The organism is Paenarthrobacter sp. TRD_SC_7 (assembly GCF_056156245.1).
Window position 1 is genome coordinate 4,489,839 of record NZ_CM149587.1, and the last position, 13,570, is coordinate 4,503,408.

General features: G+C 62.8%; 12 protein-coding genes. All 12 read right to left on the minus strand.

Features of this window, described 5'->3' with window-relative positions:
• Positions 1 to 43: 43 nt before the first annotated feature.
• The 12 genes from pyrE to AC0J5Z_RS21340 all read right to left on the minus strand — a co-directional run bounded on the left by pyrE (position 44) and on the right by AC0J5Z_RS21340 (position 13,568).
• On the minus strand, positions 44 to 616 hold the full coding sequence (pyrE, locus tag AC0J5Z_RS21285) for an orotate phosphoribosyltransferase (RefSeq protein WP_475036390.1): 573 nt from the start codon (positions 614 to 616) through the stop codon (positions 44 to 46).
• Positions 617 to 621: 5 nt separating this feature from the next.
• Positions 622 to 1,605, minus strand: coding sequence for a LacI family DNA-binding transcriptional regulator (locus tag AC0J5Z_RS21290; protein ID WP_475036391.1), 984 nt, complete (start codon positions 1,603 to 1,605; stop codon positions 622 to 624).
• Between the two features lie 81 nt (positions 1,606 to 1,686).
• Positions 1,687 to 2,970: a multiple monosaccharide ABC transporter permease gene (mmsB, locus tag AC0J5Z_RS21295; protein WP_475036392.1), complete on the minus strand. Its 1,284-nt coding sequence runs from the start codon at positions 2,968 to 2,970 to the stop codon at positions 1,687 to 1,689.
• Positions 2,971 to 2,975: 5 nt separating this feature from the next.
• Positions 2,976 to 4,505 carry a multiple monosaccharide ABC transporter ATP-binding protein gene (gene mmsA, locus AC0J5Z_RS21300; protein WP_475036393.1) on the minus strand — a complete coding sequence of 510 codons (1,530 nt, stop codon included), beginning with the start codon at positions 4,503 to 4,505 and terminating at the stop codon, positions 2,976 to 2,978.
• Between the two features lie 126 nt (positions 4,506 to 4,631).
• Positions 4,632 to 5,756 (minus strand): multiple monosaccharide ABC transporter substrate-binding protein, encoded by a 1,125-nt coding sequence (chvE, locus tag AC0J5Z_RS21305; protein ID WP_475036394.1) that lies wholly within the window; start codon positions 5,754 to 5,756, stop codon positions 4,632 to 4,634.
• Positions 5,757 to 6,076: 320 nt separating this feature from the next.
• The gene (locus AC0J5Z_RS21310; protein ID WP_475036395.1) at positions 6,077 to 6,610 is read right to left on the minus strand and encodes a gluconokinase; all 534 of its coding nucleotides are present in this window, start codon (positions 6,608 to 6,610) and stop codon (positions 6,077 to 6,079) included.
• A complete protein-coding gene (gene manD, locus AC0J5Z_RS21315; RefSeq protein ID WP_354514051.1) occupies positions 6,600 to 7,829 on the minus strand; it encodes a D-mannonate dehydratase ManD in 1,230 nt (409 codons plus the stop codon). Before manD ends, AC0J5Z_RS21310 begins: the two co-directional genes overlap by 11 nt.
• 57 nt (positions 7,830 to 7,886) lie before the next feature.
• Positions 7,887 to 9,218 carry a mannitol dehydrogenase family protein gene (locus tag AC0J5Z_RS21320; RefSeq protein ID WP_475036396.1) on the minus strand — a complete coding sequence of 444 codons (1,332 nt, stop codon included), beginning with the start codon at positions 9,216 to 9,218 and terminating at the stop codon, positions 7,887 to 7,889.
• Positions 9,215 to 10,606, minus strand: a complete 1,392-nt coding sequence (gene uxaC / locus AC0J5Z_RS21325) for a glucuronate isomerase (RefSeq protein ID WP_475036397.1) — start codon at positions 10,604 to 10,606, stop codon at positions 9,215 to 9,217. The genes AC0J5Z_RS21320 and uxaC overlap by 4 nt, the downstream gene beginning before the upstream one ends.
• A gap of 3 nt (positions 10,607 to 10,609) precedes the next feature.
• Entirely contained in the window at positions 10,610 to 11,530 is a 921-nt protein-coding gene (locus AC0J5Z_RS21330) for a sugar phosphate isomerase/epimerase family protein (RefSeq protein ID WP_475036398.1), read from the minus strand.
• The gene (locus tag AC0J5Z_RS21335; protein ID WP_475036399.1) at positions 11,527 to 12,723 is read right to left on the minus strand and encodes a Gfo/Idh/MocA family protein; all 1,197 of its coding nucleotides are present in this window, start codon (positions 12,721 to 12,723) and stop codon (positions 11,527 to 11,529) included. Before AC0J5Z_RS21335 ends, AC0J5Z_RS21330 begins: the two co-directional genes overlap by 4 nt.
• A complete protein-coding gene (locus AC0J5Z_RS21340; RefSeq protein ID WP_475036400.1) occupies positions 12,720 to 13,568 on the minus strand; it encodes a sugar phosphate isomerase/epimerase family protein in 849 nt (282 codons plus the stop codon). Before AC0J5Z_RS21340 ends, AC0J5Z_RS21335 begins: the two co-directional genes overlap by 4 nt.
• Positions 13,569 to 13,570 lie beyond the last annotated feature (2 nt).

Here is a 13,570-nt window from a genome sequence, read left to right on the forward strand (position 1 = left end):
CAAGCATAGGCTTCGCGGGCACTGCCTTACAGCCCCGTAGATCCTAGTCGAGGCCCAGTTCGTCCTTGCCGAAGGCGAAGAGGTAAGGCACGCCGGTTTCGGCTTCGATCTTCTCTTTGGCGCCGGTGTCGCGGTCAACGATCACAGCCACGGCCACTACATTGCCGCCCGCCTTACGGACACCCTCGACGGCGGTCAGCGCGGACCCGCCGGTGGTGGAGGTGTCCTCAAGGACCACCACGTTGCGGCCTTCAACCGAGGGACCTTCCACCTGGCGGCCCATGCCGTAAGACTTCTGGGCCTTGCGGACAACAAAGGCGTCCACAGCACGGCCGGCGTCTGCAGCAGCGTGCATCACGGCGGTACCCACGGGATCGGCACCCATGGTGAGTCCGCCGGCGCACTCAACTGAAACGCCGGCGTCGTCGATCATTGCCAGCATGACCTGACCCACCAGCTTGGACGCCTCGTGGTGCAAGGTGATGCGGCGGAGGTCGATGTAGTAATCCGCTTCCTTGCCGCTGGAGAGGATCACCTTGCCGCGGACCACCGCCAGTTCTTTGATGAGTTCAAGAAGGCGGGCGCGGGCGGCAGCAGTATCAAGCGTGGAAGTCATGGCTCCTAGTTTAGTGGGGCGGCCGTAGTCGCACGGATCACCAAACGGGGATTGACGATCTGGTCACCGGTTTCCCCGTCTCCGTCCAGCTGCTGCAGCACCGCTTCCATGCAGCGGCGGCCGAGTTCCTCGAAGTCCTGCTTGATGGTGGTCAGCGGTGGCATGAAGAATTCAGCCTCGGGTTGGTCGTCGTAGCCCACTACGCTGATGTCGCCCGGCACGTGAAGGCCGGCTTCCTGGACGGCGCGGAGAACGCCCACTGCCATTTGGTCGTTCGCAACGAACACGGCCGTGACGGTGTGCTGCCGGATGAGGTCAAGACCGGCACGGTAACCGGACGCCGCATCCCAGCCGCCTTGGAGCAGGATCTCAGCACTCAAACCAGCATTTGCCAACGACTCTTGCCATCCCTTGATGCGTTCGGCGGCATCGATCCAGTGCGGTGGGCCGGAGATGTGGGCAATGCGGCGGTGCCCCAAGCCGATCAAATGGTCAACAGCAAGGCGTGCTCCCAGCCGCTGATTCAAGGATGCGCCCGTCAACTGGTTTCCCGTGCCGGCCCCGACAGCCACGATTGGCACGGGGAACGAAACATCGCGCAGGACCGCGAGGACATCGGGGTGCGGAACCAGGATGACGATCCCATCCACGGACTGGTTCCTGAAGTGCGCGATGGCGCCGTTGACACTGTCGTCGGTCACTTCCCGGAGGTTCGCAATACTGACGAAGTAGCCCGCTTCCCGCCCCGCTTGTTCGACTCCCAGGAGGGTGTTCGCAGGTCCAAACTGGCCTGTCTCGCAGGCAAGCACACCGATGGTCCGGGACCGCCGGGTCACCAGGCTGCGGGCGGCGGTGTTGCGGCGATACCCCAGCGCTTCAATGGCCGACTCCACGCGCTGCCTGGTTTGGCCGCTGACGTTCGGATGGTTGTTCAGGACGCGGGAAACGGTTTGGTGCGAGACTCCTGCCATCTTTGCCACGTCACCCATGACAGGAGGCCTGGCCGGTGTGTCCGTCCCGGCCCCGGGCGTTGCCCGGGGCCGGGACACTCCCCCTCTGGACATCAGCGACTATTTCGCGTCGACGCCGACGGGTTCAACCTTGGCCGGTGTGGAAGTTTCCGTGACCGGAGGTGTGGTCTTCCACTTGAAACGACGCCCCATGGACGAGCCCCCACCGGATCCGGTGCGGTTCTTGTTGAAGATGTCGAAGCCGACGGCGAGCAGCAGGACCAAGCCCTTGATGAGCTGCTGGTAATCGGTGCCGAGCCCAAGGATGGACATGCCGTTGTTGAGGACGCCCATGATCAGGCCGCCGATCATGGCACCGGCTACGGTTCCAATGCCGCCCTGGACCGCAGCGCCACCAATGAACGCTGCTGCGATGGAGTCGAGTTCGAAGCCGGTACCGCCTGCGGGTTGTGCCGAGTTCAGGCGAGCCGTAAAGACCAACCCGGCCAGGGCAGCGAGGACACCCATGTTGACGAACAGGCGGAAGGTGACCTTCTTGGTCTTAATACCGGAGAGCTCGGCCGCGTGGAGGTTGCCACCGATCGCGTAGGTGTGCCGTCCGAAGATGCTGTTGTTCATCAGTGCCGAGTAAACGATCACCAGGACAGCCAGGACGATCAGGACAATCGGGGTTCCGCGGTAGCTGGCAAGAAGGAAGGTGATGATGAGCATCAGCACTGCGATGAACCCGTTCTTGACGGCAAACCAGGCAATCGGCTCATTCTCCAGGTTGAACTTCCGGCGAACCCGGCGTTCCTTGATGGCTTGGAACAGGATGGCAGCAGTACCGCCGACGCCAAGGATGACAGTCAGCCATTCCAGAACGGATGTGCCGCCGGAAATGTCGGGGAGGAAGCCGCCGCCGAGGGCTCGCAATTCGTTCGGGAACGGGGTGATCTGCTGGTTCTTGAGGGTAATGAGAGTCAAGCCGCGGAAGATCAACATGCCTGCAAGGGTGACGATAAAGGCGGGGATGCCCACATAGGCAATCCAGTACCCCTGCCACGCACCCACCAGCGCACCCACCAGGAGGCAAGCAGGGATGGCGAGCCACCACGCCCAGCCCCAATGCACGATCATGACGCCTGCCACAGCGCCGATGAAGCCTGCGATGGAGCCAACGGAGAGGTCGATGTGCCCGGCGATGATGACCATCACCATGCCTATGGCGAGGATCAGGATGTAGCTGTTCTGGACTACCAGGTTGGTGACGTTCTGCGGTTGCAGCAGGATGCCGTCAGTCAGTACCTGGAAAAGGATGACAATGAGGATCAGGGCGACGAAGATGCCAACCTGGCGGAGGCGGCTTGTGAGGAAGCCAAGGGATTCTCGTAGGGCGGACATGTTCGCTATTCCTTCTCTTGGGTCATGAAATGCATGAGGGTTTCCTGGGTGGCTTCGGCGATGGGGACTTCGCCGGTGATGTGTCCTGCGGACAGGGTGTAGATCCTGTCGCAAATGCCCAGGAGCTCCGGAAGCTCAGAGGAGATCACAATGACGGCTTTTCCTGCAGCTGCGAGTTCGGCAATGATCGTGTAGATCTCAAACTTTGCGCCGACGTCGATTCCCCGGGTTGGTTCGTCCAGGATCAGGACGTCAGGGTCTGAGAACATCCATTTGCTCAGGACCACCTTTTGTTGGTTTCCACCCGAGAGTTTGCCCGTGATGGCAGCAACGGACGGAGCCTTGATGTTCATGCTCTTCCGGTAGTGGTTGGCTACGGTGGTCTCTTTGTTGCCGTCCACCCAGCCCCGTTTGGCCAGCTTGTTCAGTGCTGCCATGGAGATGTTCCGTTTGATGTCTTCGATCAGGTTCAAGCCATAGTGCTTGCGGTCTTCGGTGGCGTAGGCAATCCCGTGGTCAATGGCATCGGAGACCGTGGAGGTGTTGATTTCCTGGCCGTACTTGTAGACCTTGCCCGAAACCGCCCGCCCGTAAGTCCGGCCGAATACACTCATGGCCAGCTCGGTCCGCCCTGCGCCCATGAGCCCGGCGAGGCCTACCACTTCACCCTTGTGCACCTTCAGGCTGGCGTTGTTCACCACGGTCCGTGAATGATCCTGCGGGTGCTGGACGGTCCAGTCCTCGATGCGGAGGACTTCCTCGCCAATGTTGGGGGTCCGGTCCGGGTAGAGGCTTTCGAGGTCGCGTCCCACCATGCCCCGGATGATGCGTTCCTGGGTGATCTGGCCTTGGTCCAGGCGCAGGGTCTCAATGGACTTGCCATCGCGAATGATGGTGACGGCGTCGGCCACTTTGCGGATCTCGTTGAGCTTGTGGCTGATGATGATGCTTGTAACGCCCTGGCCCTTGAGGTGCAGGATGAGGTCCAGCAAGTGGTCCGAGTCTTCATCGTTCAGCGCCGCGGTGGGCTCGTCAAGGATGAGGAGCTTCACCTCCTTGGACAGTGCCTTGGCGATCTCCACCAGCTGCTGCTTGCCAACACTGATGTGCTGAATGGGCGTGATCGGGTTTTCGCTGAGGCCTACGCGCGCCAGCAGCTTGGCCGCTTCCAGGTTGGTCTTCCGCCAGTCCACCCAACCGTTCTTGGCAAGCTCGTTGCCGAGGTAGATGTTCTCGGCGATGGACAGGTAAGGGCTCAGGGCCAGTTCCTGGTGGATGATCACGATGCCGCGCTTCTCGCTGTCCGTGATGCTGGAAAAATCGCAGGGTTCGTTCTCGAAGAGGATGTCGCCTTCGAACGTGTTGTGGGCGTAGACGCCGGACAGCACTTTCATCAGGGTGGACTTCCCGGCTCCGTTCTCGCCACAGATGGCGTGAACCTCACCACGGTTGACGTCCAGGGTGACGTCCTGCAGGGCCTTTACCCCGGGGAAGGTCTTAGTGATTCCTCGCATTTGAAGAATGGGTACGTTCATCGTCAATTCCCGCTGACTGGTTGAAACTTGGCCAGGCCGAGGACTCGGAGGCTCTGGGGGAGGCTGTGGCCCCGCCGCGCTGCGCACTGCAACACAGAACGGCGGAGCCACAGACCGGGGACGTGATTACTTGACGTCGGCTTCGGTGTAGTAACCCGAGTCGATCAGTTCCTTCTGGAAGTTGTCCTTGGTGATGATGACGGACTTCAGGAGGAACGCCGGGACAACCTTGACCTTGTTGTCGTAAGTCTTGGTGTCGTTGGTTTCCGGCTCGGTGCCCTTGAGGACAGCGTCAACCATCTTCACGGCCTGCGCGCCGAGCTGGCGGGTGTCCTTGAAAATCGTGGAGTACTGCTCGCCGGCAATGATGGACTTCACAGAGCCCTTCTCTGCATCCTGGCCGGTGACGACGGGCAGGTTTCCGGTGGAGTAGCCGCCGGTGCTGGTCAGTGCGGAAATGATGCCGATGGACAGTCCGTCATACGGGGACAGAACGCCGTCCAGCTTGGTTCCGGAGCTGTAGGCCGAGGTAAGGATGTCTTCCATGCGCTTCTGGGCTACGGGTGCCTGCCAGCGCAGGATGGCTGCCTGCTCAAACTTGGTCTGGCCGCTGGGAACCTTCAAGGTTCCTGCATCCAGGTACGGCTTGAGGGTGTCCATGGCGCCGGTCCAGAAGAAGTTGGCGTTGTTGTCGTCCGGGCTGCCCGCAAACAGTTCAACGTTGAACGGGCCCTTGCCCTCAACCTTGTTGCCACTCGCGTCAACCAGGCCCAGGCCGGTCAGCAAGGAGGTAGCCTGCTGGACGCCCACGGTGTAGTTGTCGAACGTGGTGTAGTAGTCCACGTTCGGCGTTCCGTTGATGAGGCGGTCGTATGCGATGACCTTGACGTTCTGCTCCTTGGCCTTGGCCAGGACATCCGTCAGCGTGGTGCCATCGATGGCTGCGATGATGAGCGCTTTGGCGCCCTTCGTCAGCATGTTTTCAATCTGGGAAACCTGCGTGGGAATGTCATCGTTGGCGAACTGGAGGTCCGTCTTGTAGCCAAGGTCCTTCAGGGACTTCTCTACGTTGGCGCCGTCAGCGATCCAACGCTCGGACGTCTGGGTGGGCATCGAAATGCCAACCAGTGAATCGCTGGGATTTGCACTGCTGGTGGACTCGGCTGAGCCACCGCGACTACCGCAGCCTGTGGCTCCGACAGTCAAGGTAAGGACAACCGCTACGGCGCCCAGGAGTTTCTTCAATCTCACGATGCTCTCCTTCCGCGGCAGCTTTGCCGCGAACTCTGATGCAGCCGGAGCATCTGCGCGTCCGGCACGGTGAAGCGTTTTGTGGTTTGCGGCCCTCTGGGTGCCACATGCCACGAAAGGTGGTGCGAATGCCATTGTGAACGCTAACAATACCGTCGGTCAAGTGCCGTGGATCACGAAATGATTGCAGCATTGAACCGGTCCCAACGCTCTTGACTTGAAACGTTGTTAGCGTTCACAATTGGCGGGCGCGGTGGCAAAGGGACAGAAAAAAAGCCCGGCACTGCCTTGTGGCAGTGCCGGGATTCGAGGGCTTAAGCCTAGAGCAGGGCTTCCGTGAGGGCAGAGCTCACCTCGTCCACTATTTCCTCCACGGGCTTTGCGATGTCCACAACGATCCCGGCTTCGTCGTCCTGTAAAGGTTCCAGCGTGGCCAATTGCGAGTCCAGCAACGAGGCCGGCATGAAGTGTCCGGGGCGGGACATCATGCGTTCGCTCAGTAGTTCCCGCGTGCCATGCAGGTGCACGAAGACCACCGAGGGATCGGCGCTGCGAATGATGTCCCGGTACGAGCGCTTGAGCGCGCTGCACGCGATCACAAGAGCAGTGCTCGACGCCGGGAATCGCCTTCCGATGTCGGCCAGCCACGGTGCGCGGTCGTCGTCGTCCAGCGGAGTACCCGAGGCCATCTTGTCGATGTTCGCCTGCGGGTGCAGCGAATCGCCGTCGAGGAATTCAGCCCCAAGGCGCTCGGCGAGGGCGGCACCAACGGTGCTCTTACCGCAGCCCGCCACGCCCATCACCACGATGTGGTGGCGGCGTCCGCCTACAAGGGAAGCAGGTTTACCAGTCATGAACAGTGCCGTCCACGAGGCGGTTGTAGGGCAGGTACGCCTGCTGGTACGGGAAAGCGGCGGCGGCTTCCTCGTTGAACTCGACGCCGATACCGGGGTTGTCGCCCGGGTGCAGATAGCCGTCCTTGAAGGTCATGGACTGCTGGAAGACCTCGTTGGTCTTGTCCGAGTGCTGCATGTATTCCTGGATCCCGTAGTTATGAATGGCCAGGCCCACGTGCAACTGCGCGGCAAAGCCCACCGGGGAGATGTCCGTGGGGCCGTGGAAACCGGACTTGATCTGGTACTGGGCCGCGAAATCCATGACTTTCTTCAGCGGTGAGATGCCGCCGAAGTGAGTGGAGGCCGCGCGCACGTAGTCGATCAGCTGTTCCTTGATGAGGGTCTGGAAGTCATACACGGTGTTGAAGATTTCGCCGATGGCCAGCGGAGTAGTGGTGTGCTGGCGGACCAGGCGCAGCCCTTCCTGGTTCTCCGCGGGAGTGCAGTCCTCCAGCCAGAAGAGGTCATACGGTTCCAAAGCCTTGCCGAGCTTGGCTGCCTGAATGGGCGTCATGCGGTGGTGGCCATCGTGCAAAAGCGGGATTTCCGGGCCGAACTCGTTGCGCACGGCCTCAAAAACGGTGGGCAGGTGGCGCAGGTAGGCGCGGGTGTCCCAATCCTCTTCCAACGGGAAGTTGCCGCGACCGGCGGGCTCGTAGTCGTAACGTTCGCCGGAAGCCTGGGCCTGGGCGGCCACACCATAGACGGCTTTGATGCCGGGGACTGCAGTTTGGATGCGGATGGACTTGTAGCCCAGTTCCAGGTGCTCGCGGACGGAGTCGAACAGGGAGGGGATGTCAGCGCCGGACGCGTGTCCGTAGGCACGCAGGCCGTTGCGGGAAGCGCCGCCCAGCAGCTGGTAGACCGGCATCCCGGCCACCTTGCCCTTGATGTCCCACAACGCCATGTCGACGGCGGCAATCGCCGCCATCGTGACCGGACCGCGGCGCCAGTAAGAGCTGCGGTACAGGAACTGCCAGGTGTCCTCGATCCGGTGTGGATCCTTGCCGATCAGCAGCTGCGCCACATGCTCCTTGAGATAGGCAGCGACGGCGAGTTCACGGCCGTTGAGCGTCGCGTCACCGATGCCCGTCACACCATCCTCCGTGGTGATGCGCAAGGTGACGAAATTCCGGGACGGGCTGGTCACGAAGACTTCAGCGGCAATGATTTTCATGATTGAGGGTCCTTCCAAGGGTGTCTGGCAGCTGGGTGTCTGGCAACAGCTGAGGGTCTAGGCGTGCGTAGTCGTGGCGGCCAAGGAGTCCTGTTGCCGATGGATGCGGGATACAACGGCCGGGTCCTTTGCCAGTTCAGGGCTGATGAGCGCCACCAGGGCAGCGGTGCGGTGTTCGCCGTCGAACTTTTTTGCATCCCGGATGTCGGCGGCCAAGGGGTCGTGGAACTCGGCCGTGGAGGACAAGTACGCGATCCAGGCCGCGATCATCCGGGCCGCGCCATCCCCGGATCGGCCCGCGCCGCGTTCGGCAGCCAGGACCGGCAAGGCGCGCATGCGCAGCTTGGTGGTCCCGTCCATGGCGATCTGGGTCAGGTGATGGGCAATCCGGGAGTTGCCGAAACGCTCCAACAAGGCTTTCCGGTACTCCGGGATCTCCAATTCATCGCCGGACAGGTGCCGGGATGCTTCGTCCCAGAACGCTTCAACAGCTCCCCTGCACACGTCATCGGACAGCGCCTGGGCTACGGTCGCGTGCCCGCGAACCAATCCGGCGTAGGCCAGGATCGAATGCGAGCCATTGAGCAACCAGAGCTTCCGGTTCTCGTACGGTTCAGTGTCGTCCACGAACACGGCCCCGGCGTCCTCCCAGCGAGGCCGGCCAGCAGGGAAGTCCCCGCTCAGGATCCAGTTGTGGAACGGCTCGGTAACCACCGCGGCCTGGTCCCGGTAACCGCATGAGGCCGCAACCACGTCGAGGTCGGACTGGGTGGTCCGCGGCGTGATGCGGTCCACCGAGGTGCTGACGAAACTGACATTGGCATCGATCCACGCGGCCAGTCCGCGGTCCCTGGCACGCGCCAACGCGCCAACAGCGTGCCTGGCCACGCCGCCGTTCTCCGCCAGGTTGTCGCAACTCACCACCGCGATCGGCCCGCTTTGGGCGTCCCTGCGGGCGGCAAGGGCCGTCACCAAGCGAGCCAACGGCGTCGACCCTTCAGTGTTGCCGACTGCATCCGCCGCATAGGCAGCTTCGGTGATGGTCAGCGTGATGACAGCCGTGGTGGGTGCGGCTACAAGCTCCGTCAGCCGTCCTACGTCGGCACCATCAACAGCCTCCACAATGCTGCCGACTGTTTCAAAAGTGTCGCCGCTGCCCGAGCGTTCCACCACCGTGAACACGCCCTCCTGTTCCGCGAGGACTGCAGCCGCGTCCGGTCTCCGTCCGGTGAACGCGGCGATTCCCCATCCAGCTGCGTCACCCGCGTGTTGTGTGTACCAGGCCTGATGGGAGCGGTGGAAGGCGCCCAAGCCAAGGTGGACCATACGGATGGGCGGCCTGGGCCGGGATCCCCGGCCCAGCCGCGGAAGTGTCTGGTCAACGGTCACAGCTTGAAAACCCTTCGTGGCGAGGAATCCACGACGTCGACAATCAGCTCGTGCGCGCGGGCCTCGCTGATGCGGTGCTCAGCCACAAGGCGGGCGAGGAACGAGGCTTCAATCCGGCGTGAGGCGTCGTGCCGTGCAGGGATGGAACAGAAGGCGCGCGTGTCGTCGATAAAGCCGGAGGACCGGGAGAAACCCGCGGTTTCAGTCACTGCCGAACGGAACCGGAGCATGGCATCCGGGGCGTCCAGGAACCACCACGGTGCACCGATGTAAACCGAGGGGTAGAAGCCTGCCAGGGGTGCAAGTTCCCGAGAGAAGACTGTTTCGTCAAGGGTGAAGAGGACCAGGTGGAAGTCCTTGGCGGTACCGAAATCCTGCAGCAGCGGACGGATGGCCTCGGTGTAGTTGGTGGCGACGGGGATGTCGTGGCCGGTGTCTGCCCCGAACCTATCGAAAGTAGGCCCGTGGTGGTTGCGGTAGGAGCCGGGGTGGATGGTCATGACCAGGCCGTCCTCCACGGACATCCTGGCCATCTGGTACATCATGTGGGCTTCGAAGAGGTCGCGGTCCTCGGCGTTTGCCTGGCCGGAGCGGGCCTTTTCGAATAATGCCGCCGCTTCGGATTCATCCAGCTTGATGGTGGCCGGAGTCCGGACGCCATGGTCCGCGGAGACGGCACCGCAGTCCACAAAGTATCGGCGGCGATTCTCCAGCCCGGTGAGGTACCCACGGTAGCCGGTGACGCCGTCGGACGCCGCAGAGATGAGCCGCTCCACGTTGGCCGCCCACTGCGGGTGCGCAATATTGATGTAAGCATCCGGGCGGAACGTCGGCAGCACCCGGCTGTGGAACGAAGGATCCTGCGCCAGCGCACGGTGACTCTCCAAGTTGTCCAAGGGGTCATCCGTGGTGGCAAGTACCTCGATGTTGAAATCCTTGAACAGCTCCCGCGGACGGAATCCCGGTTCCGCGAGTTTGGCCGAGATGGAATCGAAGCTGGCATCAGCCGTCTCCGCACTCAGTTCGCCGTGCAACCCGAAAACCGACTCGAATTGGGTTCGCAGCCAGTACCCGGACGCGGTGCCGTCGAACAGTGGCCAAGCCGCACAGAAATGGCGCCAGATCTCGCGGGGCGCGGCGTTGCTTGGCTGAAGCTGGTCCAAGCCGATTCCCGAGGCATGGATGAGGCGCGTGACGTAGTGGTCCGGGGTGACCAGCAGGGCTGCGGGGTCAGGGAAGGGCGTGTTCTGTTCGATGACCGCTGCGTCCACATGGCCGTGCGGCGAAATGATGGGCAGGTCCTGAACGCGTTGCAGCAGCTCGCGGGCGATGCCGCGGGTGCCGGGATCCGCCGGCAGCAGGCGGTCGGGATGGGTGGCTAGGGACATGGCTCAGCCTTTCGGGACAGAGTCGGCGCTGCCGGCAACGGCAAGTCCGGCAAGGGATGCGGCGTGGCGCAGGAAGTCGAGATTTTGGGCCGTCCGCTCGGCGAGGGGAACGTCAGTGGAGAAGTCCTCCACAGTCACCCAATCGTCGTAGCCCGCGTCAGCGAGCGCCTTGAAGTAGGTCACCACGTTTCCAATTCCTTCTGCGAGGGGCGCCCATTCACTGGCCCAGACTGCACCGCCAGCGGGATCGCGCCGGTCTGTGAGGACCCATCGGGCGTTCTTCACGTGGACGTGGGCAAGGTATGGGCCCAGCAGTTGCAGCGCGGGCAGCGGCGACTCCCAGCCTTCGATCAACAGGTTGCCCAGGTCATGGATGACACCTACGTGCTGCGGATCGAGGCCGTCGAGGAGGCGCCGGGCGGACGACGCCGAGGCGGTCACCGTTCCGTGGTGCAGTTCCACCAAGGCTTTGACGCCGTGGTGGGCCGCACGCTCCGCAACCCATTCGTAGTGTTTCCGCGTGGCGTCGAACAGCTCGGGATAGGACAGGCCTGTGGGTTCCTGGCCCCCCATGGTGGAGTTGCCGAGCGGAAGGACGTTGACGCGGACTTGCGTGGCACCCAACGCGGCGGTCGCCGCGAGGACGCGATCGACGTCGTCGTGGTTGTCGCAGCGGGCGTAGCCGCCCAGGCCTGAGTACTCCAGGCCGGCGTCAGCGGTAATGCGCGCGATTTCCGGAAGTGATTCCTCCAGCCCGGTCAGGGGCCAGGTGGCTTTGTTCCCTGCCCAGAAGCCTGGTTCCGGGGCGTCGGCCTGGTCCGTGACCCGCCATTCAATGCCGTGCCATCCTTGGGCGGACAGTTCCCTGGCTGCTTCTCGGGGAGTCCATTCCGGCGTCGAAGCCGTGAAAACCGAGAACTTCATGCCGTGACCTCCTCAAGCCGGCCGTTACCCGTCCGTACCTGGACATCGTTGTATTTGCCTGCAGTGACATCGGCGATGAGGACCGGGCGGCCCAGCGTGGCCGAGACATACAGTGCCCGCACCGTGGCGAGGGCCGTGACGGCGTCCTGGATGGTGACGGCGGCGGGCCGGCCGTTTCGGATGGCATCCACAACGTCGCGGTACTGGCGAATGTGCCCGGCCGGGTAGAGCGTCGGATCCAGGTTCGTCTCGGTGGCCGGTTCAGCGAACCTGGCGAGTTCCGCCTCGGCCTGGTTGCCGGCACCCGGGAGACCCATGGGTCCGCTTTGCGTCTCTTCGTCTGAAGCGGCTGCGTGGAAGAACTGAAGGTTGTCATTGTCGATCACGGCAGAACCTTTGCTGCCCATGACCTGCAGCCTGACGGTGAGTCCCGGATATGCGGCTGTGGTTGCGTGGAGTACGGCCAGCGCACCCGATTCGAACGTGACGGTGGCAACCGCAGTGTCTTCAACCTCAACGTCGGTGTGCGCCAAGAGCGCGGTCTTGGCGCTGATTTCAACGGGGCGGCCGAGGAACCACAGCAACAGATCAACGGTGTGGACGCCCTGGTTCATCACGGCTCCCCCACCGTCCATGGCCCAGGTTCCCCGCCAAGCGCCGGAATCGTAGTAGCCCTGGCTGCGGTACCAGCTCACGGAGGCGATGGCCGACGTTAGGCGCCCAAAACGCCCGGCACGGCGGGCCTCGTCCACCACAATGCTGGCGGGATCGAAGCGGTGCTGACTGATGACGCTTGCAACGAGTCCTTTTGCTTCCGCGGCTTTGGCCGCTGCGAGGATCTCATCCGCCCGGTCCAGGTTCACGTCCAGCGGCTTTTCGATGACCACGTGTTTGCCGGCCTCGAGCACTTCCAGGGCCTGCTGGATGTGCAGTCCGCTGGGGGTGGCGATGATGACGAGGTCTACGTCGGCCCCGGCGAACGCTTCGCCCAGGCTTCGGAAGGTGCCCGGGCGGGGGGCGCCGCTGTCCTCGATGTGCTGGGCGAGTCCGTCGGCCGCTTCGGTGATTTCGTCTACAAGCGCCGTGACACGAAGGTCGGTAATCTCACCGACGGATGCGGCGTGGGTGCGTCCGATGGTGCCGCACCCGGCGATGGCAACGTTGAGGACAGCGTTGGGGTCTTGGTTGCTCATTTGGTTTCAACTCCTGCTTCGTTCACGACTTTGGCAAAGGCGCGCGCTGCCATTCCGAAGGCGGTTGGCCCTGAGAAGCCACCCAGGCCGTGCGCGCCAGCCAAGTGGGGTTCGAGGCTTGCGAATCCTACAAAGCCGTCGGCTTTCAGCGCCTCTACCGTCCGGAGCAGGTCGCCGTCGCCTTCCCCTGCGGGAACAACGACGCCGTCCGCGAACCGTGCGTCCTTGACCTGCAGGTACTCGAGGTGGGGCCGCAGTTTGGCATAGCCTTCGTCGAACGGCTTGACGCCCACCTGGACGAAGTTGGCCGGATCCCAGGCGACTTTCAAAGCCGGCGAGGCCACGGATTCGATGATGTCCAGGACCCGATCCGGGGTGTCTCCGAAGATGTCCTTTTCGTTTTCATGAAGGAGGACCACGCCGGTTTCCTCGGCCACTGTTGCCAAGGCACGCATCCGATCAATGACGTCGTCCCGGATACTGTCCACGGGGACGCCCTCGCCGTAGTAGAAGGAGAAGATCCGGATGTAGCGGGCACCCAGGACCCGGGCTGCGTTGGCGGCGCGGCGAAGTCGCTCCACCTCGTGTTCCACTGGCAGTGTGACCTCAACCTTGCCGATGGGCGAAGCGATGGCAGAGACTCCCATGCCCGCCGAGTCCAGGAGATTCTTCAGTTCTGCCAACTGCTCCGGAGTGAGGTCCACGATGTTGGTTCCCCATGCGCTGCGGACCTCAATGTGGTTCGCGCCCAAGGCCTGGAGCACCGCGATCTGCAGCACCGGGTCGTCGTCGATTTCGTCTCCGAAGCCCGAGAGCGTCCACTCAACTGTTGCTGAACCGGTCATTG